The 25,399-nt window shown below is 66.8% G+C and carries 18 protein-coding genes and 2 tRNA genes; 8 read left to right on the top strand and 12 right to left on the bottom strand.

The features are described from left to right. Positions 1-8: 8 nt before the first annotated feature. The 7 genes from R5O87_RS22780 to ilvD form a co-directional block, all read right to left on the bottom strand. Positions 9-764, bottom strand: coding sequence for an ABC transporter ATP-binding protein (locus R5O87_RS22780; protein ID WP_410554982.1), 756 nt, complete (start codon positions 762-764; stop codon positions 9-11). After that, positions 761-3,556 (bottom strand): ABC transporter permease, encoded by a 2,796-nt coding sequence (locus tag R5O87_RS22775; protein ID WP_410554983.1) that lies wholly within the window; start codon positions 3,554-3,556, stop codon positions 761-763. The genes R5O87_RS22780 and R5O87_RS22775 overlap by 4 nt, the downstream gene beginning before the upstream one ends. Positions 3,557-3,788: 232 nt before the next feature. Further along, positions 3,789-5,378, bottom strand: coding sequence for a phosphoglycerate dehydrogenase (serA, locus tag R5O87_RS22770; RefSeq protein ID WP_410554984.1), 1,590 nt, complete (start codon positions 5,376-5,378; stop codon positions 3,789-3,791). A gap of 117 nt (positions 5,379-5,495) precedes the next feature. Beyond that, positions 5,496-6,521 carry a ketol-acid reductoisomerase gene (gene ilvC / locus R5O87_RS22765; protein WP_410554985.1) on the bottom strand — a complete coding sequence of 342 codons (1,026 nt, stop codon included), beginning with the start codon at positions 6,519-6,521 and terminating at the stop codon, positions 5,496-5,498. Between the two features lie 74 nt (positions 6,522-6,595). After that, the gene (gene ilvN, locus R5O87_RS22760; RefSeq protein ID WP_003801493.1) at positions 6,596-7,108 is read right to left on the bottom strand and encodes an acetolactate synthase small subunit; all 513 of its coding nucleotides are present in this window, start codon (positions 7,106-7,108) and stop codon (positions 6,596-6,598) included. Positions 7,109-7,110: 2 nt separating this feature from the next. Further along, positions 7,111-9,012: an acetolactate synthase large subunit gene (locus R5O87_RS22755; RefSeq protein WP_410554986.1), complete on the bottom strand. Its 1,902-nt coding sequence runs from the start codon at positions 9,010-9,012 to the stop codon at positions 7,111-7,113. A 325-nt stretch (positions 9,013-9,337) separates the two neighbouring features. Then, the gene (gene ilvD / locus R5O87_RS22750) at positions 9,338-11,059 is read right to left on the bottom strand and encodes a dihydroxy-acid dehydratase (RefSeq protein WP_410554987.1); all 1,722 of its coding nucleotides are present in this window, start codon (positions 11,057-11,059) and stop codon (positions 9,338-9,340) included. A 225-nt stretch (positions 11,060-11,284) separates the two neighbouring features. Between ilvD and R5O87_RS22745 the strand changes: the two genes are divergently transcribed. From R5O87_RS22745 to R5O87_RS22730, 4 genes are all read left to right on the top strand, one after another. After that, the gene (locus tag R5O87_RS22745; RefSeq protein WP_410554988.1) at positions 11,285-12,289 is read left to right on the top strand and encodes a sunset domain-containing protein; all 1,005 of its coding nucleotides are present in this window, start codon (positions 11,285-11,287) and stop codon (positions 12,287-12,289) included. A 7-nt stretch (positions 12,290-12,296) separates the two neighbouring features. After that, the gene (locus tag R5O87_RS22740) at positions 12,297-13,487 is read left to right on the top strand and encodes a PQQ-dependent sugar dehydrogenase (RefSeq protein WP_410554989.1); all 1,191 of its coding nucleotides are present in this window, start codon (positions 12,297-12,299) and stop codon (positions 13,485-13,487) included. A gap of 116 nt (positions 13,488-13,603) precedes the next feature. After that, a tRNA-Lys gene (locus R5O87_RS22735) sits at positions 13,604-13,679 on the top strand. A 180-nt stretch (positions 13,680-13,859) separates the two neighbouring features. After that, positions 13,860-13,935: transfer RNA gene (locus tag R5O87_RS22730), tRNA-Lys, on the top strand. Between the two features lie 107 nt (positions 13,936-14,042). Here R5O87_RS22730 and R5O87_RS22725 read toward each other — a convergent pair. Further along, positions 14,043-15,071, bottom strand: a complete 1,029-nt coding sequence (locus R5O87_RS22725; protein ID WP_410554990.1) for a LacI family DNA-binding transcriptional regulator — start codon at positions 15,069-15,071, stop codon at positions 14,043-14,045. 131 nt (positions 15,072-15,202) lie between these two features. Between R5O87_RS22725 and R5O87_RS22720 the strand changes: the two genes are divergently transcribed. Then, positions 15,203-16,387, top strand: coding sequence for a Gfo/Idh/MocA family protein (locus R5O87_RS22720; RefSeq protein WP_410554991.1), 1,185 nt, complete (start codon positions 15,203-15,205; stop codon positions 16,385-16,387). A gap of 2 nt (positions 16,388-16,389) precedes the next feature. Beyond that, positions 16,390-17,403, top strand: a complete 1,014-nt coding sequence (locus R5O87_RS22715) for a Gfo/Idh/MocA family oxidoreductase (RefSeq protein WP_410554992.1) — start codon at positions 16,390-16,392, stop codon at positions 17,401-17,403. A 10-nt stretch (positions 17,404-17,413) separates the two neighbouring features. Here R5O87_RS22715 and R5O87_RS22710 read toward each other — a convergent pair whose 3' ends face one another. Next, on the bottom strand, positions 17,414-18,709 hold the full coding sequence (locus tag R5O87_RS22710) for an alpha/beta hydrolase (protein ID WP_410554993.1): 1,296 nt from the start codon (positions 18,707-18,709) through the stop codon (positions 17,414-17,416). A gap of 150 nt (positions 18,710-18,859) precedes the next feature. Between R5O87_RS22710 and R5O87_RS22705 the strand changes: the two genes are divergently transcribed. Both R5O87_RS22705 and R5O87_RS22700 read left to right on the top strand, forming a co-directional pair. Further along, on the top strand, positions 18,860-20,170 hold the full coding sequence (locus R5O87_RS22705) for an alpha/beta hydrolase (RefSeq protein ID WP_410554994.1): 1,311 nt from the start codon (positions 18,860-18,862) through the stop codon (positions 20,168-20,170). After that, complete coding sequence (locus tag R5O87_RS22700) at positions 20,167-22,713, top strand: bifunctional lysylphosphatidylglycerol flippase/synthetase MprF (protein WP_410554995.1); 2,547 nt, start codon at positions 20,167-20,169, stop codon at positions 22,711-22,713. Before R5O87_RS22705 ends, R5O87_RS22700 begins: the two co-directional genes overlap by 4 nt. A 29-nt stretch (positions 22,714-22,742) precedes the next feature. Here R5O87_RS22700 and R5O87_RS22695 read toward each other — a convergent pair whose 3' ends face one another. The 3 genes from R5O87_RS22695 to R5O87_RS22685 all read right to left on the bottom strand — a co-directional run bounded on the left by R5O87_RS22695 (position 22,743) and on the right by R5O87_RS22685 (position 25,398). After that, entirely contained in the window at positions 22,743-23,267 is a 525-nt protein-coding gene (locus R5O87_RS22695) for a hypothetical protein (RefSeq protein WP_410554996.1), read from the bottom strand. Positions 23,268-23,405: 138 nt separating this feature from the next. Further along, positions 23,406-24,440: a Gfo/Idh/MocA family oxidoreductase gene (locus tag R5O87_RS22690; RefSeq protein ID WP_410554997.1), complete on the bottom strand. Its 1,035-nt coding sequence runs from the start codon at positions 24,438-24,440 to the stop codon at positions 23,406-23,408. A 31-nt stretch (positions 24,441-24,471) separates the two neighbouring features. Next, the gene (locus tag R5O87_RS22685; RefSeq protein ID WP_410554998.1) at positions 24,472-25,398 is read right to left on the bottom strand and encodes an ATP-binding cassette domain-containing protein; all 927 of its coding nucleotides are present in this window, start codon (positions 25,396-25,398) and stop codon (positions 24,472-24,474) included. Between the last annotated feature and the right edge of the window lies 1 nt (position 25,399).

Genomic DNA, 25,399 nt, shown 5'->3' with positions numbered 1-25,399 from the left:
GGATGGATCTAGATCAGTTCGGTCAGCGTATCGCTCAGCCGGACCAGTTCGTGGTCATGTGACGCCACGAGGACTGCGATGCCGTCGGACGTGGTGTCCTTCAGGATGCTGATGATGCGGTTGGCGGAGGCCCGGTCCAGACTGGCCGTCGGCTCATCCACCACCAGAACGCGGGTGCCCAGAATCAGGGCACGGGCGATGGCGACGCGCTGGCGTTCACCGCCGGAGAGCTGCTCGGGACGGTGCCGCATGCGGCGGCCGAGGCCCACCAGGTCCAGCAGGTCCTTGGCCATCTCGCGCCGCTGCTCCACCTCGCCGTCCGGTACCGCCGGGAGGAGCACGTTTTCGAGCGCGCTCATACCGTCGATCAGGGCCCCGCCCTGGTCAACGTAGCCGATCAGGGCACGGCGGCGGTCGGCGATCTCGTCGTCGGACATGGTTTCGAGGGACTCCCCCTCCCACAGCACCCGGCCCGACGTCGGCAGGGTCAGTCCCGCTCCGACGGTCAGGATGCTGGTCTTGCCCGAGCCGCTTCGGCCGGCGACGCAGTGCATCTCCCCCGCGTTCAGGGTGAGGTCAAAGCCCTCGACGACGCTGACGGCGTCGGACCCGTTCTTGCCGCCGCCGTAGCGGATGGTGATGTTGCTCAGCTCCAGCGGAGTGGCGTGGTCGGCTTCCTTGACGATGGTGTTGGCCCGGGTCTGGACCGGGGTTTCAGCCTCATTGTTCCCGCGCACGCGGCGAAGGTTCAGGTCGTTAGTCATTTGACCACTTTCGTTGCAATCGGAATCCAGCAGAGAACAGCCACAAGGCCGGCCACGGCGGCCCACAGCGCGGCGTAGGGGGCAAGAACAAGGCCGATGCCCAGGGCACCGAGGATGCCCAGCGGCACGGCAACCGCGCCCACCAGGGCATTCTCGAAGAAGCGGACCTGGCCCAGCATGTCGGGGTTCCAGCCCATCGCCTGCAGCGTGCCGAGGTACCGGCGCTTGGCCTTCAGCTCGAAGCGCCCGGTCACCAGCGTGAGCAGGAGCCCCACGGCCACGCCGGACAGGCCCAGGACGATGCTCGGCAGCGCTACGCTGGCGGCAGCGAGGCCGCTGAGGGCGCTGGCGCCGGCGGCGCGCGGAATGTCGATCAGCAGGGCGATCAGGCCGCCCACCGCCGAACCGAACACGCCCACGGCAACCGCCAGCGAAATGGCGTTGAAGCGGTGCGTGCTCAGCTGCCGGTTCGCGAAGGTCAGCGGCGAGTCCACGGCGATGAGCTTCTCGTCGTGCTGCGGCTCCTGGTTGACCACCTCGCGGTGGCGCAGCTGCTGGGCGGCGAAGAAGGCCGCGCCCAGGTACAGGGCCAGCACGGACGCCGAGACGATGGCGGTGGCGATGTTCCAGCTCAGCAGGCTGAGCAGGATGCCGGCCACGGCAAGCGCCGCGGCGCCGACGGCGAACTCCTCCAGCACCCACGAGCGGATGCGGCGCTGGGTCCAGCCCATGGCGCGGAGCGTGCCGGCTTCGCTGCGGCGCAGCCGCACGTAGCTGACGGTCGAGGCGCCGGTCAGCAGCGCGGCACCGCAGAGGGTGAGGAACAGCAGCGTCAGGTTCGTCGCCGTCAGCGAGCCGGCCACGGCGTCGGCCGCGTTCTGCCGGACCCACGACTGCTGGACGGTGCCGAGCGCGGACTCCTTGCCGGCGTCGTCCTTGGAGTAGCCGGGAACGAAGATGTTGGCGTCCTCACGGGCGGAACCGGCCACGACGGTGGCTTCGAGCCCCATGTCCCGGATCTCGGCGGCGAGCTTGTCCACCTCAGGCTGGACCTGCTTCCAGCTGCCGGCGGCGCTGGCACGGACTCGGACGGCATCGATCACTGAGGCGTTCTTCTCGTAGCCGCGGGCGGCAGCCAGGCCGTAGTAGTCGGTGATGGCGCCGGCCGACTGGCTGACGAGTCCGGTGGCGCTCAGGGAAGGCTTGAGCGCGGTGCTCGCAACGTCCTTGCCCTGCGCGTCCTTGGTCAGCGTCATGGGCGTGGGATCGTAGCCGCCGAGCGGAAGCCGGTTGACGTCCCCGGCCGCTTCCTGGACGGCGGCAGGATCGAAGGTGCCATAGACCATGGCGAGCGGGGTGGCCAGCTTCTTGCCCGTTTCCAGGTTCTCCCGGTAGGACCGCTCGTCCACGGGGTTGCGCTGGGTCTGGTCCACGGCCTCGCCGGTGGCGCTCTTCTCCGGCAGGCGGTTCACGGTGACCCACTCGCCGGGGGTGGCGGTCTTGTCCTCGGCGCCGTTGCCGGCCGTGGAGCCGTCCGTGTACTTGGGGGCGGAGGCGAAGTTGGTGCTCCACGTGGCGGGGCTGTACAGGCCGCGGCTGAAGTTCGCCGAGTTGCCGAGCAGCTTGGAGTAGTCCGTGGATCCGGGCCAGGACAGCGCGAAGGGCGACTTGGAGACGAAGGGCAGGTAGTCCTTGTCCAGGGAGCGCTCGGCAGTGCCGACTTCCTTGACCACGTTTCCGGAGTCGTCGATCTCCTCGATTTTCACGGAGTACTTCAGGTCAACCGACGTGCCGGAACGGACGATCAGCGGGATGGCCTGGGAGTCCTCGGTGAGCTGGCCGTTGCGCTTGGCCTGCTGGTACTGGGTCATGATGGGAGCCCAGTACTTGAGCTTCACGCCGAGGAAGTCCGGGCCTTCCTCGAGTTCCTTCATGCCGATGCCGGTGGTGAAGAGGCTCTCCAGGTGCTTGCCAACGGCCTCGGCGCTGCGGGCGTCCGCCGGCGGCGCCTTTTCCAGCGGGGCCAGGAAGTCACCGGAGGTGCCCAGCAGGGCACGCTCGGAGACGGGGTCGACGGCGACCACGGACTCCGTGACCTCCGGAGCCATGGGCAGGGCAACAGTGAGGTTGAACAGGTTGTGCTCGGAGCCGCCGGCCGGGGCCGGGAACTTGATCCCGGTCTCGCCGTCGGGACCGGCGATCTGGATGCTGTTGCCTCCCTCGACCTGCTGCTCCACGAGCTTGCCCTTGCCGAGGGTGCCCTCGGCGGTGGACTTGAAGAGGGTGTGCTGCGAGGATCCGTCGGAGCTCGTGGCGCTGGCCGTGAGGCGGTACTTCTTGGGCGTGTCGCTCAGCACCGACTGGGCTGCCGGCCACTTGCTGGGGTCGGTGCCGCCGGGCTGCCCGGCCGTCGCGGTGCCGACGAGTCCGGCGTTGAAGCCCAGGTAGTCCATGGCCTCCAGGCGCGGGGTCTCGAGGTTCTGGGTCACGCGCGAGACCAGGCTGATGGGGGCGGCCACAGAGGTGCCGGACAGGTCCCGGATCTTCTGCAGCTGGTCGAAGCTGATGCCGCCCTGGCCGGTGGCGATCTCGGGCTGCATGAGCGTGCCGTCCGAGCCGGCCTTGGCCTGCACCAGGATGTCGTAGAGCCCGCGCGAGTTCTGGTCCACGGTCCGGTTCAGCGCTGCCTGCGACTGGGTCTGGACGAGGACGGACAGGCACATGGCGAAGATGAGAATTGCAGCGGTCAGCAGCAGCACTTTGCTTCTGATGAACCTCTGGACGGCGTTCATTGGGCTCCCTGAAACCTGGATTGCGTGCGCACGCCACGATGACCGCAGAAGTGTGGAGGTGTCCCTTGCGGGCGTGCAAAAAGTATTGGCCGGCCTGCCGGCTGGATCCTTAAATTCGAACCTAGCTATTGTACGCAGACCGGCCAATCATACTTGGCCGGGGTGAACTCCAGGGGACGTGGAGTTCACCCCGCGTTGGGGACCAGGCCGTTGCCGGCCGGTGCTCGCCGGACTAGTCCTCGAGGTCCACTTCGCGCACCATCTCGGCACCAATGCCGGCCTTGATGGCGTCCAGCACCTGCTGTGGGACGGAGCTGTCAATGGTGAGCAGCGCCAGGACCTGGCCGCCCTCCGCGTTCCGTGCCACCTGCATACCGCCGATGTTGATGTTGTTCATGCCCAGGATGTGGCCGATGGTGCCGATGACGCCCGGGCGGTCGGCGTACGAGACCACCACGAGGTGCTCGCTGATGGGGATCTCGACGTCGTAGCCGTTCACGCCGACGAGCTTCTGCACCTGCTTGGGACCGGTCAGGGTGCCGGCCACCGAAATCTGTGCACCGTCGCTCAGGGCGCCGCGCAGCGTCAGGACGTTGCGGTAGTCCTCGGCTTCGGGGGTGGTGATGAGGCGGACGTTGATGCCGCGCTGTTCGGCGATCACCGGCGCGTTGACGTAGGACACCTGCTCGGTGACGACGTCGGCGAAGACCCCCTTGAGGGCGGCGAGCTCCAGGACCTTCACGTCAAGGGCGGCGATTTCGCCGGCAACCTCGACGTCGATCTGAGTCACAGAGGCGTGGGTCAGTGCGGTGAAGATGCGGCCCAGCTTCTCGATCAGCGGGATGCCCGGCCGGACGTCGGGGGCGATCACGCCGCCGGCGACGTTCACGGCGTCCGGGACCAGTTCGCCGGCGAGGGCGAGGCGGACGGACTTGGCGACGGACACGCCGGCCTTTTCCTGTGCCTCGTCCGTGGACGCGCCCAGGTGCGGGGTGACCACAACGTTGTCCAGCTTGAAGAACGGCAGGTCGGTGCTGGGCTCCTGGACAAAGACGTCCACGGCGGCGCCGGCGATCTGGCGGTCCTGCAGCGCGGTGTAAAGGGCTTCCTCGTCCACGAGGCCGCCGCGGGCCACGTTAATCACGTAGGCCGTGCTCTTCATCTTCTTGAAGGCGTCAGCGCCGAGCATGCCGACCGTTTCCGGTGTCTTGGGCATGTGGATGGTGATGAAGTCGGACTGCGCGAGCAGTTCGTCCAGGGTGACGAGCTTCACGCCGAGCTGGGCGGCGCGGGCGGAGGTGATGTAGGGGTCGAACGCGAGGATCTCGGTGTCGAAGCCCTGCAGGCGGGCGGCAACCAGGGCGCCGATGCGGCCCAGGCCGATGATGCCGATCTTCTTCTCGAAGAGTTCGATGCCGGTGTACTTGGAGCGCTTCCACTCGCCGTCCTTGAGGGCGGCGCTGGCCTGCGGGATGTGGCGGGCAAGGCTCAGGATGTGGCCGACGGTCAGTTCCGCGGCGGACACGATGTTCGACGTCGGGGCGTTGACCACCATAACGCCGGCCTGGGTGGCGGCCTTGATGTCCACGTTGTCCAGGCCCACGCCGGCACGCGCGATGACCTTCAGGTTCTTCGCGGCGGCAATGGCCTCGGCGTCCACCTTGGTGGCGGAGCGGACCAGGATGGCGTCAACGTCCTCGATGGCAGAGAGCAGCTGGGAACGATCGGCGCCGTCGGTCTGGCGGATTTCGAAGTCCGGGCCAAGGGCCTCAATGGTGGCGGGCGAAAGTTCTTCGGCAAGCAATACTACGGGTTTTGACACAGCTGATCCTCTGCGTTGAAGTCCTGGGGGTAAATAAAGTCTAGGCGTACGGAAAGGCCGGGCTCACATTGTTAAGTGTGAACCCGGCCTCACTGTCACGCTGGAAGGGGCGCAGCCTTAGCGGGCTGCGGAGCCTTCGACGTAGTCCTCGTCCTGCTGCTGCCAGGAGAACAGGGAGCGGAGCTCGCGGCCAACGCCCTCGATCGGGTGCTGCTCAGCCTTGGCGCGCAGCTCCTTGAACTCGACGGCGCCGTTGTCCTGGTCTTCGATGAAGCGCTTGGCGAAGGCACCGGACTGGACGTCGGCGAGGACAGCCTTCATGTTTTCCTTCACCTCGGGGGTGATGACGCGCGGGCCGGAGACGTAGTCGCCGTACTCCGCGGTGTCGGAAACGCTCCAGCGCTGCTTGGCGATGCCGCCTTCCCACATGAGGTCAACGATGAGCTTGAGCTCGTGCAGCACCTCGAAGTAGGCGATCTGCGGCTGGTAGCCGGCTTCGGTCAGGGTTTCGAAGCCGTACTGGACCAGCTGGGACACGCCGCCGCACAGGACAGCCTGCTCGCCGAAGAGGTCGGTTTCGGTCTCTTCGGTGAAGGTGGTCTTGATGACGCCGGCGCGGGTGCCGCCGATGGCCTTGGCGTAGGACTTGGCGAGTTCCCAGGCGGAACCGGAGGCGTCCTGCTCCACGGCGATGATGTCCGGGATGCCGCGGCCGGCTTCGAATTCGCGGCGGACCGTGTGTCCCGGGGCCTTCGGGGCGATCAGGATGACGTCAACGCCCTCCGGTGCCTCGATGTAGCCGAAGCGGATGTTGAAGCCGTGCGCGAAGGCGAGGGCCTTGCCCGGGGTCAGCTTGTCCTTGATGGAGTCGTTGAAGATTGAGCGCTGGTGCTGGTCCGGCGCCAGGATCATGATGACGTCGGCCCATTCGGCGGCGTCGGCAACGTTCTTGACCTGGAAGCCTGCGTCCTCAGCCTTGGCGATGGACTTGGAGCCTTCCTTGAGGGCGATGACAACCTCGACGCCGGAATCGCGCAGGTTCTGCGCGTGGGCGTGGCCCTGGGAGCCGTAGCCGACAATGGCAACCTTGCGGCCCTGGATGATCGACAGGTCTGCGTCGTCGTCGTAAAACATTTCAGTCACTTGCGTAACTCCTCTTGAGTGGATTTTTTGTAGATGTGTGTCTCTGGTGCTGCGTTTGCGGGCGAACGCTCCGACTAGGCGGAGCGCAGCGCCCGATCACTCATGGAGCGGGATCCCCGTCCAACGGCCAAGGTGCCGGACTGCACAATTTCGCGGATACCGAAGGGCTCCAGCACTGAGAGCAGTGCCGTGAGCTTTTCGGGATGGCCAGTTGCTTCAATGACCACCGAGTCTGTGGAGACGTCGACCACTGAAGCACGGAACAGGTCTGCAGCCTGGGTCACCTGCAGACGAGTTGCGGCATCCGCACGTACCTTGACCAGGATGTGGTCGCGCTGTACGGAAGATTCGGAAGTCAGTTCAACAATCTTGATCACGTTGACCAGCTTGTTCAACTGCTTGGTGACCTGTTCGATCAGGTCACCGTCGGCGTCGACGACGACGGTCATCCGGGAGATGCCCGGAACTTCCGTCGGGCCGACGGCCAGGGAATTGATGTTAAAGGCGCGGCGGGCGAAGAGGCTGGCCACGCGGGTCAGCACACCGGGCTTGTCTTCGACCAGAACGGACAGTGTGTGGCGGCTCATGATCAGTCCTCCTCTTCCCATTCCGGGGTCATGTTGCGGGCAACCTGGATCTGGTCGTTGCTGACGCCGGCGGGCACCATCGGCCACACCATGGAGTCGGGGCTGACCACGAAGTCGATGACCACGGGGCGGTCATTGATCTCCAGTGCCTTTTGGATTGTTGCGTCGATGTCCTCATCGCGTTCGCACCGGAAGGACGCGCAGCCGTAGGCCTCGCCGAGCTTGACGAAGTCCGGGATCCGGATGGTCTCGTGGCCCGTGTTCAGGTCCGTGTTGGAGTAGCGGCCCTCGTAGAAGAGGGTCTGCCACTGCCGCACCATGCCCAGCGAGGAGTTGTTGATGACAGCAACCTTGATGGGGATGTTGTTGATGGCGCAGGTGGCCAGTTCCTGGTTGGTCATCTGGAAGCAGCCGTCGCCGTCGATGGCCCAGACCACGCGGTCCGGCTCACCGACCTTGGCGCCCATGGCGGCCGGGACGGCGTAGCCCATGGTGCCGGCACCGCCGGAGTTCAGCCAGGCGTGCGGGCGCTCGTACTTGATGAACTGCGCAGCCCACATCTGGTGCTGGCCCACGCCGGCAACGTAGATGCCTTCGGGACCGGTCAGTGCGCCGATGCGTTCGATGACGCGCTGCGGTGCGGTCAGGCCGTCCTCGGGTTCGGTCCAGCCCAGCGGGTAGGTGTCCTTCAGGTTGTTCAGGAACGCCCACCAGTTGGCCAGGTCCGGGGTTCCGGTGGTGCCGAACTGGGTCCGGACAGCTTCCGTCAGTTCCGGAATGATTTCCTTCACGGAACCCACGATGGGAACGTCGGCGGTGCGGTTCTTGGAGATTTCCGCGGGATCGATGTCCGCGTGGATGACCTTGGCGTTGGGCGCGAAGGTCTTCAGGACGCCGGTGACGCGGTCATCGAAGCGCGCACCCAGGGTCACCAGCAGGTCGGCCTGCTGCAGCGCGGTCACGGCCGAAACCGTGCCGTGCATGCCGGGCATGCCCACGTGCTGCGGGTGCGAATCCGGGAAGACACCGCGGGCCATGAGCGTGGTGACCACGGGGGCGCCGGTCAGTTCGGCCAGCTCGCGGAGTTCGGCCGCGGCGTGGGCCTTGACGACGCCGCCGCCCACGTACAGTACGGGCTTGCTGGCGGCCGAGATCAGCTTGGCGGCCTCGCGGACCTGCTTGTTGTGGCCGCGGACCACGGGGCGGTAGCCCGGCAGGTCGATCTTGGGCGGCCAGGAGAAGGTCATCTGCCCCTGCTGGGCGTCCTTGGCGACGTCAACGAGGACCGGGCCCGGACGTCCGGTCGAGGCGAGGTGGAAGGCCTCGGCCATGACGTGCGGAATGTCGTTGGGGTCCGTCACCAGGAACGAGTGCTTGGTGATGGGCATGGTGATGCCTACGATGTCGGCTTCCTGAAAGGCATCGGTGCCGATCACTCCGCTGGAAACCTGGCCGGTGATGGCCACGAGCGGAACGGAATCCATGTGCGCATCCATGATGGCGGTGACGAGGTTGGTGGCACCCGGACCGGAGGTGGCGATGCAGACGCCCACCCGCCCGGTGACCATGGCGTAGCCTTGCGCGGCGTGGCCGGCTCCCTGTTCGTGACGGACCAGAACGTGGTTCATTTTGGAGGCCATCAAGGGGTCGTAGGTGGGCAGGATCGCGCCACCGGGCAAACCGAAAATGTCGTCGACGCCGAGTTCTTCGAGCGAACGGACAATTGCTTCTGAGCCGGTCATCACCGTCGGGGGTACGACGTTGTTCGGCCCAAGGACAGGAGAGGCGGCTGCAGCAGTGTCGACCCCGGCGTCCGCCGGCTTGTCGACGCGTTCCGGAGCCTTGGCGGCTCCAGCGGACTTTGAAGCCATCAGCGAGGGGCTGATGGGCGATCCTTTGCTCATCGAACTCTTCCTTAGTGGATCTTGAATTGGTGTGGTGCTAGGAAAACTGAACGTTCCGTCCCGCCCGGAAAATAAAAAAACCCCTCAGCCTGGCGGCTTTTCGAGGGGTTGCGCGTGACAATACGTTACCAGTCGGGCTATGGAGCCACGCGCTTGGTAAGTACGACGACGGTGCCGACGGTAACGAATGCGATCATGCGTTCAGTTTTCCCTCTAGGTGAGATACGTGTCAACGAGGCTTCACGCCATCTCACCATATGGACATCATTGTCCATATTTTCGGCAGCCCCAGCCAGCGTGCGCTGGTTGAGCCTGCCGAAACGTTCTAACCGCAGTAAGCGCCCGTGGAGGCGCTGTGCACCAGCTTGGCGTACTTGGCCAGGACGCCCTTGGTGAATTTGGCCGGGAGCGGCTCCCAGCCTTCCTTGCGGGCTTCGAGCTCTGCGCCGTCAACGAGCAGGTCGAAGCTGCGTGCAGCGATGTCCACGCGGATCCGGTCGCCGTCCCTGACGAAGGCGATGGGGCCGCCGTCGACCGCTTCGGGGGCAACGTGGCCGATGCACAGGCCGGTGGTGCCGCCGGAGAAGCGGCCATCGGTGAGCAGCAGGACATCCTTGCCGAGACCCGCACCCTTTATCGCGCCGGTGATGGCGAGCATTTCGCGCATGCCCGGACCGCCCTTGGGGCCTTCGTAGCGGATCACCACGACGTCGCCCTTCTGGATCTCACCGTTGTCGAGTGCGTCCAGGGCGCCCTGCTCACGCTCGAACACACGGGCAGTGCCTTCGAAGACCTCGGCGTCGAAGCCGGCGGTCTTTACGACTGCACCTTCCGGGGCCATGGAGCCGCGCAGGATGGTGATGCCGCCGGTCTTGTGGATCGGGTTGTCCAGCGCGCGCAGGATCTTGCCATCGACGTCCGGCGGGTTGATGGCCTCGAGGTTTTCCGCGACCGTCTTGCCCGTAACAGTGAGGCAGTCGCCGTGCAGCAGGCCGGCGTCGAGCAGCGCCTTCATGATCACCGGCACGCCGCCGATCTTGTCGACGTCGGTCATGACGTAGCGGCCGAACGGCTTGAGGTCGCCCAGGTGCGGGATCTTGTCGCCGATGCGGTTGAAGTCGTCCAGGGTCAGTTCGACCTCTGCCTCGCGGGCGATCGCCAGGAGGTGCAAAACGGCGTTGGTGGAGCCGCCGAAGGCCATGGTGACGGCAATGGCGTTCTCGAAGGCCTTCTTGGTCATGATGTCGCGGGCCGTGATGCCCTGGCGCAGCAGGTTCACGACTGCCTCGCCGGACTTGCGGGCGAACTCATCACGACGGCGGTCTGCCGAGGGCGGGGCGGCGGAGCCGGGAAGGGACATGCCCAGGGCCTCACCGATGCAGGCCATGGTGTTGGCGGTGTACATGCCGCCGCAGGCGCCTTCGCCGGGACAGATGGCCTTCTCGATGCGCGTGAGGTCTTCCATGCTCATCTTGCCGGCGGCGCACGCGCCGACAGCTTCGAAGGCGTCGATCAGGGTGACTTCCTTTTCCGAGCCGTCCTCCAGCTTGACCCAGCCGGGCATGATGGAGCCGGCGTACAGGAAGACGCTGGCGAGGTCGAGGCGCGCGGCTGCCATGAGCATGCCCGGAAGGGACTTGTCGCAGCCGGCCAGGAGCACGGAGCCGTCGATGCGCTCCGCCTGCATGACGGTTTCCACGGAATCGGCGATGACTTCGCGGGAGACCAGGGAGAAGTGCATGCCCTCGTGACCCATGGAGATGCCGTCGGAAACGGAGATGGTGCCGAACTGCATCGGGAACCCGCCGCCGGCGTGGACGCCTTCCTTGGCGCCCTGGGCCAGCCGGTTCAGCGACAGGTTGCAGGGAGTGATTTCGTTCCAGGAGCTCGCGACGCCGATCTGGGGCTTGGCGAAGTCGTCGTCGCCCATGCCGACGGCCCGGAACATTCCACGCGCCGGAGCCGCGTGAATGCCGTCAGTGACAATCCGGCTCCGGGGTTTGATGTCAGGCTTGTTGCCGGTTGCGTTCAGCGTGTCCTCACTCATGGGTCAAAGTCTATGACTCCGGACAGGCTGCCAGTGACCGGAAACGGCCCCTTCCGCACATTTGCCGGAAAATTCCGATCAAATAGTGGACTTCCGTCTCACATTCTGGAACAGAGCTCGCGCCTTCCCGCTCCCCGACTGGCGTTGACAAGCCTAGACAGCCCTATTGACAGCGACGTACCGTCAAGCAACGGCAACCTCGTGTGACGGATGAAAGGCTTTGCTATGGAGTGGATTATCTGGGTCATTGTCATCGTTTTGATCATCGCCATCGTTTGGTGGCTGCTGAACCGGAACTCGCGGGGAACGGCAGCGGACGCGGCCCGGACCGAGCAGGCGGCTTCGCCGGCCGGAACCGCAGCATCCACCCGGACGGAAGGGACGCCGCCGGCCGCTTCTGCGGCGGCAGCGGGACCGGCATCGGGCACCACCCGGACCGTGCCGGAAACGGGCCGCCAGACGGAACCGGATGCACGGCCGGCAGCCGCGGAAGCCTCGCCGCCGGCGGGCCAGGCAGCCCCCGCAGCCACGCGCCCGGACCCCGAGGACGTGGAGCCGGACATCGAATCCTGGGAGGCCGCCACCGCCCGCCCGTCCGCAGCGCGGTCCGCCGGAGGCGATGTTGACGACTGGGACGACGACGGCGACAAAGCAGAGTGGGACGCCCAGTGGTCGGATGCCGGCAGTGCCGAAACCGGGACGGCAGAAGCAGGCAGTTCCGCCCAGCAGGCGCAGGCGCAGCCCGCCACCCCAACCCACCACGCCGAGTACACGGACCCGCACGCCCCTACCCTGCCGGGCGCGGAATCGGCCGCGGCCGAATCCCTGGACGCCGAGGCTGAAACCCAGCAGCGGATCCAGTCCTCCGCAGCCACGGAAGCCGGGGCCAGCCACGAGGCCCAGCCCCATTACCGCGAACCGCAACCTCACCACCTCGAACAGGGCTTCGGCGCGGAACGGGGTTTCGGCGAACAGCCCATCCCCCACAGGCAGGCCGCCGGCGAGGACGCGCAAACCGCGGCCGGGGAGCCCTACGGCGAGGGTTCGGCCGCTCCGGCAGCAGACGGGAGCGCCCCGGAGGGGTACGCCGTCAAGGGTGATGTCAGCGCCATGACCTATTACGACGAAGACAGCGCCGGCTACGACGACGCCAGGGCCGAGGTCTGGTTCCTTTCCCCGGCGCACGCCGAGGCTGCCGGGTTCCGCGCGCCGCGCCGGTCCCGGCGCTAACGCCGCCATGCCCCCGGCAGGGCCCGCCCTCCCGCTTTCCGCCCTGGCGTTGTCCCTGTCCCTGGCGTTGGCGCTCTCCGGCTGCACGGGCGACGGCGGTCCTCCCGCCCCGGGCAGCACCGGACCGACGGCGGGCGGGGCAACCGCGACGTCCACGCCGGGCACCGGCACTCAGGGGACGGGCCCTTCCGGTACTGGCACCCCGGGTACCGGTGCGGCTCCCTCGTCTCCGCGGGCACCTGAACTGCAGAGCAGGATCGAGGGCCTGACGATTCCGTGGTCGACGGTCTTCCTGCCGGACGGCACGGCCGTCATCTCCGAACGCGATACCGCCCTGCTCAAATCCGTGACCGACGGCAGGCTCAGCACCATCGGCTCCGTTCCCGGCGTCGTTCCCGGCGGCGAGGGCGGGCTGATGGGCCTGGCATTGTCGCCGGACTTCGCCACGGACCACTATCTCTACGCCTACTTCACCGCAGCCGATGACAACCGGATCGCGCGCATGCGCCTGGAAGGCACCGGCACAGCCGGCGGCGGCCTCCGGCTGGGTGCGCCGGAGGTGATCTTTTCCGGCATGCCCAAAGCCTCCACACACAACGGCGGCAGGATCCGCTTCGGCCCGGACGGGTTCCTCTATGTGGGCACGGGCGATTCGCAGCGCCGGGAGCAGCCGCAGGACCGGAACGCCCTGGGCGGAAAGATCCTGCGGCTGACCAGGGACGGCGCCCCTGCGCCCGGCAATCCCTTCCCGAACAACCCCGTGTACAGCCTTGGCCACAGGAATGTCCAGGGTTTGGCCTGGGACAGCCAGGGCCGGCTGTGGGCCAGCGAGTTCGGCCCGGACGTCAATGACGAACTCAACCTGATCCGGCCCGGCGGAAACTATGGGTGGCCGGAGGTCACGGGGGCACCACACCGGGATGGCTTTATTGACGCCAAGGTTGTCTGGCCATCGACAGCAGACTCATCGCCCAGCGGCCTCGAAATCGTTGGCAGCACCGCCTATCTCGGCGCGCTGAGGGGTCAGCGCATCTGGGCCGTCCCGCTCGATGGTGAAAACGCCGGCAACCCTGTGGCCTATTTCACGCGGCAGTTTGGGCGGATCAGGAACGTTGCACTGGCCCCGAACGGGGATTTATGGGCGCTCAGCAACAACCAAAACCCTGATTCCGCGCTGATTTTTCGGCTTCCACGCTAAGTGGCACCGCCCGGCCGCCCGGATTTCACACCGGCCGAAAGTTCGTGTAGAGTTTCATGTCGTTGCGGAGCTCAACGAGGGAAATAAACAGCCCACGGATGAACAAAACAGCAGATGCACCTCTAGCTCAATTGGCAGAGCAATTGACTCTTAATCAATGGGTTCCGGGTTCAAGTCCCGGGGGGTGCACCACCGAAGCCCCGCCTTCAAGGCCACAAGCCCGAAGGCGGGGCTTCGTCGTTCCCGGAATGACTGCGGTGCGGCCGCGCGCGATGTCCGAGTTGCCGTAGCCGAAACTTCGTGTAGAGTTGCATGTCGTTGCGGAGCTCAACGAGGGAAATAAACAGCCCACGGATGAACGAAACAGCAGATGCACCTCTAGCTCAATTGGCAGAGCAATTGACTCTTAATCAATGGGTTCCGGGTTCAAGTCCCGGGGGGTGCACCACCGAAGCCCCGTCTTCAAGGCCACAGGCCTGAAGGCGGGGCTTCACTGCTTCCCGGGCATTGTCGCTGGCCGGGGTTGGCCGCTCCCCCGGCATTGGGGGAAGAACCCTACTCCGGCGCGCTGCCGGAGGAACCCCTGACCTGCAGCTCGCTGCTGACCAGGTGCTTGCGGCCCGGCAGGTCAGGATTGCCCAGCCGCTCCAGGATGTACCTGCCGGCCTGGACCCCCACGGCAAGATTGCCGTTGTCCACGGAGGTCAGGGACAGGTGGCGGATGCGGGCCAGGTACGTGTTGTCATAGCCGACCAGGGACATGCCTCCCGGAACCGTCACGCCGGCGTCCGCCGCGGCGGACAGCACGCCAATGCAGGCAATGTCGTTGAAGGCAAAAATCGCCGTGGGCGGGGCGGCGGCAGCCAGGAGGGTCCGGGCCGCGCTGTAGCCGCTTTCCTCACTCATGCCGCCCGCCACCGTGTGCGGCTCCAGGCCGGCCGCCAGCATCGCTTCCTCGTAGCCCGCCCGCCGCAGGCGCCCGATTCCGCCGGGGCCCTGGAGATGGGCGATGCGTTTGTGCCCGAGCGCAATGAGATGCTCGGTGGCCTTCCGCGCACCCGCGGCGTCGTCGTTGACCACCACGTCCACACGCGGCAACTCCGGGTCAAGGGTTCCCGCCAGCACCACGGGAACCGAGCCGGAGGCTGTCCGGATCGCAGCGGACTCCGTGGTGGTTCCCACCACCACCAGGCCGTCGATCCGTTGCTCCAGCAGCGCCTCAACGGACGGGCGGCCGATCCTGTGGTCCGTGTAGGAGTCGGCAAGGACAGGTGAAACGCCGGCGGCGTGGAGGCCTGCAGAGAGGCCTTCCAGGAGCTCGATGAACCAGGGGTTCCGGAGATCGTTGAGCAGGACACCAACGGTCCCTGTGCGTGGCATCGAAAGCCCGCGGGCAAGTTTGTTGGGCCGGTATCCCAGTTCTTCCATCGCCTCAAGCACCGCCCGCCGTCGGGCTTCACTGACGTTCCCGGAACCCTGCAGAACCAGCGAGACGAGCGACTTGGACACGCCGGCCCGGTCTGCCACATCGCGGATCGTGGGCTTGGCCACGGGCACTCCGCCGTTGGGGAACGATGGGCTCACGGTGCTCCTCTTCGGGTCACGGCAGCCTCGTGCTGCCCGTCCGGTACCAGCCTAAGGGGTTGACGAAGCAGGTTCTTACCGTCGATTATGGACCGGTCCAAGAAAATTCCAAAGAGTCAAAGAGGATCCTCATGAGTGAACCGCACGCACAGCGGCTGGTGGCCGGAATGGTTGGGGGCGGCGAAGGCGCAGACATCGGCAAGACGCACCGGCGCGCGATGCGCCTGGACGGCGAATTCGACCTGCAGGCCGGCGTCTTTGGCCGCGACCAGGTCCGTTCCGGCGCCCTCGCGTCCCGGCTCGGCATCCCGGCGGACCGGCACTACGCCGACTACCGCGAGATGGCGGAAAACGAAGCGGGCCGGCAGGACGGCGTCGACGTGGTGGTTGTCGCCACGCCGAACGACAGCCACTTCGAGATCGCCAGGACCTTTCTCGAGGCCGGCATCTCCGTGGTGTGCGAGAAGCCGCTGACCCGGGATTCGGTGACCGCGGCCGAACTGGTGCGGATCGCTGCCGACAATGGTGCGGTCCTGGCGGTTCCGCACTGCTACTCCGCCTACGCCATGGTGCGCCACGCCGCCCGCATGGTGCGGGACGGGCAACTGGGAACCGTGACATTCGCGGACGTGGAGCACGCCTCGGGCTGGGCGGCCACTCCCCTGGAGCAAGGCGGCCACAAGCAGGCCACCTGGCGGACGGATCCGGACGTCGCGGGCTTCCCCAGCGTGGTGGGCGACCTCGGCACGCACGGCTTCCACCTTCTTCGCTACATCACCGGGCTCGAGGCCGAGAGGGTGTCCGGCCGGCTGAAGACCGTGGTCCCGGGCCGGCGGGTCTTCGACCACGCGACCGTCGAACTGCAGCTCACCGGTGATGTTCCGGGCCGGCTGTGGGCCAGCATGGCCGCCGCCGGCCACAACCACGGCCTGCGCATCCGCGTCTTCGGCACGAAGGGAAACCTCGAGTGGCAGCATGAGGACCCGCATCATCTGAGGGTCCAGGACCTCGACGGGACCACCACGGTGCTGACGGAAGGCCTCAGCACACTGTCGGAGGACGCCTCCCGGCTCACCAGGGTGGGGCTGGGCCATCCGGAAGGGTTCCTCGAAGACTTTGCCAACTTCTACCGCGACCTGGCCGCCGAACTCCGCGCCCGCCGGGACGGCACCCTGCCGGAGACCCGGGACCTGTCCTTTCCGACGGGACACGACGGCCTCGTAGGCGTCAGGTTCGTCGAGGCGGTGGCGGCGTCGAATGCTCACGATGCCGCCTGGGTGACCCCGGCAGGTGCCGCGGAGAAGGCAGGAGTCTGACCATGCAGCGCTTCGCACTCCTCGGGGCAGGCTTCATTGGCTCCGTGCACGCCGCCAACCTCGCAGCCCACCCGGACGTTGAGTTCAGCCTGGTCTTCGATGTCGACCAGGACCGGGCCAAGGCCCTTGCCGCCGCGCACGGCGCACGCGCTGCCGCCGACCTGGCGGAGGTGTTCGACTCCGCGGCCATCGACGCGGTGTTCATCGCCTCCTCCACCGACACCCATGCCGCGCACCTGCGCCGTGCCGCCGAGGCCGGTTTGGCGGTGCTGTGCGAAAAACCGATCGACCTGGACGTTGGGCAGGCGCGGGAGACTGCGGCCGTTGCCGCCCGGCACGCCGTGCCGGTCATGGTGGACTTCAACCGCCGCTTCGACCGTGACTACGCCGAGCTCAAACGGATCGTCGATGCCGGCGAAATCGGCGCGGTGGAGCTCATCCAGCTCACCAGCCGCGGCCCGGCGATGCCGCCGCTCCCCTACATCGCCACATCGGGCGGCCAGATGCGCGACCAGACAGTGCACTTCTTCGACCTGGTCCGCTGGCTGACAGGGACGGACCCCGTTGAGGTCTTCGCAACCGGCTCAGCCCTCGCCGAGCCGCGGCTGGCCGAGTACGGCGACGTGGACACGTCAGTGGTGTCCCTCCGGCTGCCCGGCGGCGCGCTGGTCCAGATCGACTGTGCCCGCCGCACGGGCTACGGGTATGACGAACGGATCGAAGTCATGGGGTCCGGGGGCATGGCCGAGGCCGGCCGGCACCGTACCGGGGCCGTTTCCCGCTACCACTCGGGGAAGGTCGTGGCCGACGGCATGCACGCCGGCTGGTTCGAGCGTGTGCAGCCAACCTACGCCGCCGCGCTGGGCCACTTTGTGGCCGCGCTGGAGAACGGAACAGCGGCCGACGGCGGTTCAGCCGTTGCGCCGTCGCTCGAGGATGGCCTGAAGGCACAAGCGATCGCTGAAGCGGCAACGCTGTCCCTGCGCACCGGGAGGACCGAGAAGATCCAGTACTGACAGGGCTGCGTCAGCCTGGCGCGGCGGGACCGGCGGTGAGCCCGAAGCGGGGATACAGCAGCGGCAGACCCGTCCGGACACCGAAGTCGAGGGCATCACCGCGGTGGCCCACACCGTTGCCCACAAAGCTGCGGGTCCTCATCCCCGCCTCTTGGGCGTCCTGCGCGGCCGCCTCCGCCTGCGGCCCGTACACCCGGTCGAGGGATCCGCTGGTAAAGATGGCGAGTTCATCCGGATACCTGCGGGCTTTCATGATGTTGGCCGGCTCTTCGGCGGCGAAGGCCTCGTGGTTGCCCTTGAAGATGACGCTCACGGTGTGCGCCTCGGTGCCGTTGAGCGGCTTCAGCTCGCCGGATATGTCGAGAATCGTGCCGAACAGGTCCGGACGCTTGGCGCCAAAGGACAGCGCGCATTCGCCGCCGTTCGAGTAGCCGCCCACCGCCCACTCGGTCCGCCGCGGATCCACGTTCAGGTTCCTGCGGATGTAGCTGACCACGTCCCGGGTGACGTAGGTGTAGACCTTGCCCATGTCGGAGTCGACACAGACGGGGTTGCTGAAGGGGTTGCCGAGCTGGTCGATGGTCAGCGTGATCGGGGCGAGGCCATGGTTCTGCCGGGCGAGCGCGTTGAGTTCCCTGACCGACGACTTGTCCTGCTCCGGTCCGCCGGGCTGGCCCATCATCATGACGAGGACGGGCAGTTCCGGCGGATTGGGGACCAGCGCGGCCGGCGGCAGGTACAGGTGGGCGTCCCGGGCATGGAAACCCGATGCGGTGGCCGGAATGGTCACAGCGCCGCTCCGGCCCGACGCCGGCATCCCCGCCGGCTCCTTCCAGGTCTTCCACAGCGGCTGCAGGGACACCGGCTTCGGGTTCAGCCTCGGCAGCGCAAGGTGGCTGGCGGTGTTGACTCCCAGGAGGGCGCCCAGCGTGGTGTTCAGGCCGTAGGCGGCATTGACGCCCAGGGCCGCCGTCGAAATAAAGAGCGCGACGGCGGCCACGGCGGCAATCTTGCGCCACCAGCGTGTGCGCCAAAGGTTGGCCATGGCCAGGGCAACGCCGCCGAAGGCGGCTACGACCCAGGCGCGGGTGTCCGTGTCCAGGGGCAAGCCGAAGATGTTGAGCCATGCCTCGCAGATGAGGAGGGTGATAACCCCGGCTGCGACGCCGCCGGCAACTGCCAGCCCCGCAGTGCGGAGCCGCGCCAGCCCTGGCCTGGCCAGGAGGTAGAGCACGGCAAGAAGGCTTGCTGCATCAAACGTGGCCAGCAGGGGTTTTTGAAGAATGTTGAGGTCCAACAAATGCATCGCGGCTCCTTGTGTACCCCCTGTAGGGAGGGTATGGGCGGAGCCTTACAGCTTCCTGAATGCTTTCTGGGCGCCGGCTTGGACCCCCAGCAAAGCTTCAGGCTAGGGGGCTATGGTGTACCCGCCTGCACAGCAAACAGGAGGATTCTGTTGTCGACGTGGCTGTATTCCATCAGTCTCCTGGAGGGCTGGTTCCCCAGCACCATCTGGGTGCTCAGCACCCTTTCGCTTGGATTCCTGCTGCTCCGCAGGCGCCGGCGCTGGTGGATTTTCGCTGCGATAACGCTGGGCGCCTCATTGGCAGCCTGCTTTGGCCTGGCATGGCTGCTGGTCCACGCGTTCTATGTTTGGCCGGAGGACCTTCCCCCGGAAGTTGTCGCCTGGACCGGGCTGGGCGTCTTCGCCGCCGCGGCCGCCGTCGGCAACATGGTCCGGGGCCGCCTTCTGCGCACCCTGGCCGCACCGGTTGCCGCGCTCGTTGTCCTGACCCTGTGCGGACTGCAGGTCAACGCCTACTTTGGTTTCATGCCGACGGTGGGCACCCTGCTCGGGAAGTCCTCGTCCACGCTGCTGCCCCTGGAATCGGCGCTGGAAAAGCACGGTGACGCCGCATCCTTCGAGACCTCGCCCGTCTATGAGCGCTGGCACAAGCCCCTTAACCTGGCCGCGTCCGGCGTCATGCGCCACGCTGAAATCCCGGGCACCGTTTCGGGCTTTCACGGCCGCCACGCGCATATCTACCTGCCGCCCGCCTATCTGGTGAAAAACCGGCCAAAGCTTCCGGTCCTGGTCCTGGTCGGCAGCCAGCCGGGCTGGCCGGGAGTCTGGGCTGTCAGCGGGAATCTGGTCCAGATGATGAACCAGTTCGCCGCTGCCCACCACGGGCTGGCACCGGTGGTGGTCATCCCGGACCCGAACGGCACCGAGGACGGGAACACCATGTGCATGGACACCACCCTCGCCAAGACCGATACGTACATGAGCGTGGATGTGCCCGCCTGGATCAAGCACAACCTCGACGTCGACTCCGATCCGCGTCACTGGACAGTGGGCGGCTTCTCCTTCGGCGGCACCTGCGCTGTCCAGATGACCACCCGGCATCCCGGGGTCTACCCGAACTTCATGAGTTTTGCCGGCGAGCGCGAACCTGCCCTCGCCGTCTCCCGGCAGGAGACCGCGGACCTGGCGTTTGCGGGAAACCTGGCTGCGTTCACGGCAGAGGTGCCGCTGACCTTGCTTGCCCGGCGGCATTACCCGGACAGCTACGGTTATTTCGCGGCGGGCGGCGATGACAGCGAGTTCCGGGACAACGCCCTCGTGCTGTCGGCCGCCGCCGTAAAGGCCGGGATACACGTCAGGACTGCCATCATTCCGGACGCGGGTCACTCCTGGAAAGTGGTCCTGGACTCGATGCCGCAGGCACTGGGCTTCCTGGCAAAGCCCATGGGGCTGGTCCCGTGAAGACCGCGGGCGAAACCCTGCCCGGGCGGCCCGTGCGGCTGCTGGCGTTGGGGCGCCTGCTCCTCAGGATTCCCCTCGCATCGTGCCTCACCATCACGATGTGGACTGCCGCCGTCGCATCGCATGCAGTGACCGCCGGTCCGCCGGCCGGAATCCGGCAGGCGTTGGCCCCGGCCATGTTCGCTGCCGGCCAGGGCGACTTCCGGGCCCCGTTCTTCGCCATTTTCTTCACCGGAAACCTGGCATCCTACCTGCTGGCGAGCGCCGTCATCCTCGCCGCCGTGGGGTTCGCCGAATCCACGATGGGCACCTGGCGGGCAGCGGCGGCCTTCCTCGGCGGCCATCTTGGTGCCCTGGTGCTGTACTTCGCCGTGGTCCAGGCGGGCTCCGCGCTCGGCAGCGACTGGCTGGCCAGCATGAAGCAGGCGGGCGTCCTCGGCCCCTATGCCGGCGCGCTCGCCGCGGCGATGGCCGCCAGTCCGCTTGTCAGTGCGCTGTGGCGCCGGCGCCTGCGTTCGGTGGCCGTCGCCGTAACGCTGATGCTTCTCCTGTACGTCGGGCACCCGCAGTCGCTGGACGCCTTCCTGGGCCTGCTGTGCGGGCTGGCTCTGGGCCAGATCATGCACCGCCACACGGCGCGGGCCTCGCGCCTCTCAGCCCATTTCACCCGCTCGTCCAGCAGGGAAACCAGGGCGCTGCTGTCCATGACCGTGGCTGTCTTCGCGGCCGGCCCGGCCATGGCGGCCCTCGCACAGGCCCCGTCGGGTCCGCTGGCGGTGCTCCGGGACCTCATCGTCAATCCGATCCCCACCATTGGCCAGCTGCAGGCCAATTGCCGGGCCGCAATCGACCTCAGCTGCGCGCAGGTGATCCACAGTCCCGGCCTCAACGGGCCGGGCGGCGTCGCCTTGTCGCTGGTGCCCTTCCTGATGCTCCTCGTGTGCGCGGAAGGCCTCCGGCGGGGAAGCCGCCTGGCGCTCTGGCTCACAATCGGCGTGCATCTGGTGATCGCAGTACTGTCCGCCCTGCACCTGCAGCTCTTCTCGCTGTTCGGAACCTACATGCGCACCGGCGGCCGCGTCCTTTCCGTGGACTCGGCGATCGTCGAAGTGCTGCCGGTGGTGCTGGTCCCGTTCGTCATCGCAGCCCTGCTGTTCGCCAGCCGTCGGCACTTCATTGTCGACCCGGACCCCGCGCTGCGGCGCCGGACGATGGTCCTGCTCCCGTCCCTGTTCGCGGTGTTTGTCCTCGGATACGTGATCGCCTGGTTCGCGGAGGACAACTATCACCGCCGCGCAGGGCTGCTGGCGCTGGTCACCACGCTTCCCAGGATGTTCCTGCCGTACCCGTTTTCCTTCCGCTATTCCGTGTCGGTGTATCCGCACGGTTTCTTCTCCACCCTGCTTTTCAGCTTTGGCGGCGCCGCCTTCTGGCTGGTCGCCATGATCAGCGTCCTCGCACTCTTCCTCAGCCGCAGGCTCAGGGATTCGCGCCAGGAGACGGACCAGGCCCTGGCCAAAGATCTCGTCCGGCTGGGCGGCGGATCCTTGTCCTGGATGGCCCTGTGGCCCAATAACCGCTATTGGTTCAACGACGCCGGGACGGCGGGGATCGCTTACCAGGTCCACTTCAATGTTGCCGTCACCGTGGGCGGTCCCTTCGGGGACCCCGCCGACGCGTATGCGGCCGCAGAAGAGTTCACCCGCTTTTGCGCGGCCCACTCCCTGGCACCGTGCTGGTATTCCGTGGCCGATGACCAGTGGGAACACCTGGGGAAGCTGGGCTACCGGCGGGTCGCCGTTGCCGAGGAGACGCTGCTGCCCATCCGTGAAATCGAGTTCAAGGGCAAGGAGTGGCAGAACGTCCGAACCGCGATCAACAAGGCGCGGAAGCTGGGTATCGCCGTGCTCTGGTCAACCTACGGTGAGCTGCCCGGCAGCCTGCGGTCGCAGGTCCACGAGATCTCCGAAGCCTGGGTGGCGGACAAGGCCCTGCCGGAAATGGGCTTCACCCTGGGCAGCCTGGAAGAACTGAAGGACGACGACGTCCTGCTGTGCCTGGCCGTGGACACAGAGGGCACAGTGCATGGCGTGACCAGTTGGCTTCCGGTGTTCGAGAGCGCACGCCTCGTCAGCCGGACCCTGGATTTCATGAGGCGGAGCCGCGACTCCTTTCCGGGCGTCATGGAGTTTCTGATCGCCTCGGCCGTCATTCACTTCAAGGAGACCCTGGACGTCATATCGCTCTCTGGCTCGCCGCTGGTCAGCTCCGGCCCGGCGGCCGGAGCGGCCACGGCAGTCTCCGCGGAAGGGGACGCGCTGGGCCGGTTCCTGAACTTGCTGGGCAGCGGACTCGAGCCCGTTTACGGATTCCGGTCCCTGGCAGCGTTCAAGGCGCGGTTCCGGCCCAGGCACCGGACGCTCTACATGCTGTACCAGGACCCGCTGTGGCTGCCGCGCATCGGCCGCGCCGTCACAGAGGCGTACATGCCCAACATCTCGTTCCGGCAGACGGCAAAACTGGTACGCGAAATCGTGGGCTAGGGCCGGCAGCCCTCTTTCTGGACGCCGCCCTATTCCTGAATGGCCGCACGGGAGGGTGTCGGCAGCCGCCGACCCAAGCCCCGGCTCCGTGACCTGGCGGGAGCATGCGCGATCAGGGCCAGGGTGGCGCCGATGAGGACGAGATTCTTCATGACGAACTCGCCGTCCTCGGTCAAAAGCAGCGGATCGCCCTGGACAAACATCAGCCCGGGCAGCATCACGAAGGTCAGGAAGGTCCCGCACAGGTGCGCCGCAAGGACCGGAAGTGCCAGGCGAAGGCCCACCCCCGTGACGGCCGCTGTACCGAGCAGCACCTCGACTCCACCGAGCACAGGTACCGCCATGTGCGGGTCTGCCCAGGGAAGGGTTCCGGCCACCATCGCCGCAACCGGTGATACGCCTGCCACCTTCAGCGCCCCGAACCACATGAAGAGGACGCCAAGCAGAATGCGCAGCGACGGCATCGCCGCCGGACGCAGCACCTGGACAAGGCGGGCCTCGGCGGCACCCCCAAGCCGCACCAGAAGCCCGCCCCCGCGCAGCAAAGTTTTCATCGTGTTCCCTCCCGAACCGTGGGGACAGCCGCAGCCCCGATTAATGGATGCAGGGAGGCTACGGTCGGGCCCTTGTGTTTTCCTTTGGCACAAAGGCTTGGGGCGGGTCCCCACAGGTGCCGGCCGGGACGTGCCGCGTCAGCCCGCCGTCTGGAACGCGACGCGCACCGGCTCCCCGGACTGCAGCGATGCCTGGGCGGCGTCGGCCACCATGGACGCGGCCACGGCGTCTTCCGGTGTGCAGGGGTTCTCGCGCCGGCCCTGCACCAGTTCCACGAAGGCCGCCATCTCAGCCCGGTACGCCGTGTGGAACCGCTCGGCGAACGTCCTGTGCGGTGGCCCGGCAGGGAAACCCACGCCCGGTTCGGCAGAGGTCACCGCCATCTGTTCATCCATCCCCACCATGACGGATCCGGCGGAGCCCTGAAGTTCCAGCCGGACGTCGTGGCCCGCCCCGTTGTAACGGGTGGCCGAGACCGTTCCCACGCTGCCGTCGTCGAACGTCACCACTGCCAGCGCGGTGTCCACGTCGCCGACGGCACCGATGGCGCGGTCACCGCTATTGGACCCTTTGGCATAAACCTCCACGATTTCCATTCCGGTGATCCAGCGGAGGATGTCGAAGTCGTGGACGGAGCAGTCCCGGAAGAGCCCGCCGGACGTGGCGAGGAACTCCACCGGCGGCGGCGTCATGTCGCAGGTGACGGCCCTGACCGTATGGATCCATCCCAGTTCCCCGGCGTCGAATGAGCGCTTGGCCGCGAGGTACCCCGGATCGAACCGGCGCTGGTGGCCGATCTGCACTGTGCCGCCGGCGGCCCGGATGTGGTCAAGCACGGGCAGTGATTCCGCCACGTTGACCGCCACCGGCTTCTCGCAAAACACCGGGATTCCGGCATCCACGCCTGCCCTGATCAGGTCCGGGTGCGTGGCGGTTCCGGTGGCGATGACCAGCCCGTCGATGCCGGAATCGAGCAGGGATTCAACGGAGGGAAGGAACCCGGCACCGATTCCGCCGGCCAGCGAGCGGGCATGCTCCGCGGCGACGTCGGTCAGGTTGAGGTGGACGGAGGTGCCATGCGCCCCCAAAAGCCCATTCAGTCCGGTGATGTTCCGGGCGTGCATGGCGCCGATCCGGCCCACTCCGACGAGTCCAAGAGTTACTTCGTTCATGCTGCTCCTTGTCACGGCTCCCCTACTTCGACTACTTCGACGCCCGGCCGGCGTCGGCCGCCGAGTCAGCCACGTCGGCGACCTCGGCCTGGACTTCCTTGACGACGTCGCCATGGCCGCCGAGTTGTTCGAGTTCGTGGGCGAGTTCGGCCAGTTCGGCGCCGCCGGCCATCTGGGCGGTGAGTTCTTCGAGGGTGATGCCCTTCTTCTCGTAGTAGCCGATGGAACGGCCGCGTTTGAGGAGCAGGAACCTGTCCCCGACCGGGAACGCGTGGTGCGGGTTGTGGGTGATGAAGATGACCCCGAGGCCGCGGTCGCGGGCCTGCAGGATGTAGCGCAGCACCACGCCGGACTGCTTCACGCCGAGGGCGGCGGTGGGTTCGTCCAGGATCAGGACCTTCGCGCCGAAATACACGGCCCGGGCGATCGCCACGCACTGGCGTTCACCGCCGGAGAGCTGGCCGATGGGCTGTTCCACGTCCCGCAGGTCGATGCCCATGTCCGCCAGTTCCTTCTTGGTGATGTCCTTCATCTTCTGGACATCCATCCGGCGGAACGGCCCGGCCCCCACGGTGAGTTCGGAGCCGAGGAAGAAATTCCGCCAGATCGGCATCAGCGACACCACCGCCAGGTCCTGGTACACGGCGGCGATCCCGGCGTCCAAAGCCTCGCGCGGCGAGCTGAGCTTGCGCTCCTCGCCCATGATCTTGAAGGTGCCTTCGTCGTGCTGGTGCAGGCCGGCGATGATTTTGATCAGCGTGGACTTGCCCGCGCCGTTGTCTCCGAGCACGCAGGTCACGCGGCCGTTGTCCACCGCCATGGTCACCTCGGTCAAAGCGATGATGTTGCCGTAGTGCTTGCCCACGTTCTCCAGCGAGAGCAGGTGCACGGGGGTGTGGGTGAGCGGGTCTTTTTCGTCCTGCAGCAGGGTCTGCTGCTCAATCCGGTGTGCATTCATT

This window comes from Arthrobacter globiformis, from assembly GCF_046536215.2.
Lineage (GTDB): Bacteria > Actinomycetota > Actinomycetes > Actinomycetales > Micrococcaceae > Arthrobacter > Arthrobacter globiformis_E.
This window is presented reverse-complemented; position numbering and strand designations above follow the sequence as displayed.

Coding starts and splice junctions, on each gene's coding strand:
- R5O87_RS22780 (WP_410554982.1), bottom strand. CDS start 764: ATGACTAACGACCTGAACCTTCGCCGCGTGCGCGGGAACAATGAGGCT.
- R5O87_RS22775 (WP_410554983.1), bottom strand. CDS start 3,556: ATGAACGCCGTCCAGAGGTTCATCAGAAGCAAAGTGCTGCTGCTGACC.
- ilvN (WP_003801493.1), bottom strand. CDS start 7,108: ATGAGCCGCCACACACTGTCCGTTCTGGTCGAAGACAAGCCCGGTGTG.
- R5O87_RS22755 (WP_410554986.1), bottom strand. CDS start 9,012: ATGAGCAAAGGATCGCCCATCAGCCCCTCGCTGATGGCTTCAAAGTCC.
- ilvD (WP_410554987.1), bottom strand. CDS start 11,059: ATGAGTGAGGACACGCTGAACGCAACCGGCAACAAGCCTGACATCAAA.
- R5O87_RS22745 (WP_410554988.1), top strand. CDS start 11,285: ATGGAGTGGATTATCTGGGTCATTGTCATCGTTTTGATCATCGCCATC.
- R5O87_RS22740 (WP_410554989.1), top strand. CDS start 12,297: ATGCCCCCGGCAGGGCCCGCCCTCCCGCTTTCCGCCCTGGCGTTGTCC.
- R5O87_RS22720 (WP_410554991.1), top strand. CDS start 15,203: ATGAGTGAACCGCACGCACAGCGGCTGGTGGCCGGAATGGTTGGGGGC.
- R5O87_RS22715 (WP_410554992.1), top strand. CDS start 16,390: ATGCAGCGCTTCGCACTCCTCGGGGCAGGCTTCATTGGCTCCGTGCAC.
- R5O87_RS22710 (WP_410554993.1), bottom strand. CDS start 18,709: ATGCATTTGTTGGACCTCAACATTCTTCAAAAACCCCTGCTGGCCACG.
- R5O87_RS22695 (WP_410554996.1), bottom strand. CDS start 23,267: ATGAAAACTTTGCTGCGCGGGGGCGGGCTTCTGGTGCGGCTTGGGGGT.
- R5O87_RS22690 (WP_410554997.1), bottom strand. CDS start 24,440: ATGAACGAAGTAACTCTTGGACTCGTCGGAGTGGGCCGGATCGGCGCC.
- R5O87_RS22685 (WP_410554998.1), bottom strand. CDS start 25,398: ATGAATGCACACCGGATTGAGCAGCAGACCCTGCTGCAGGACGAAAAA.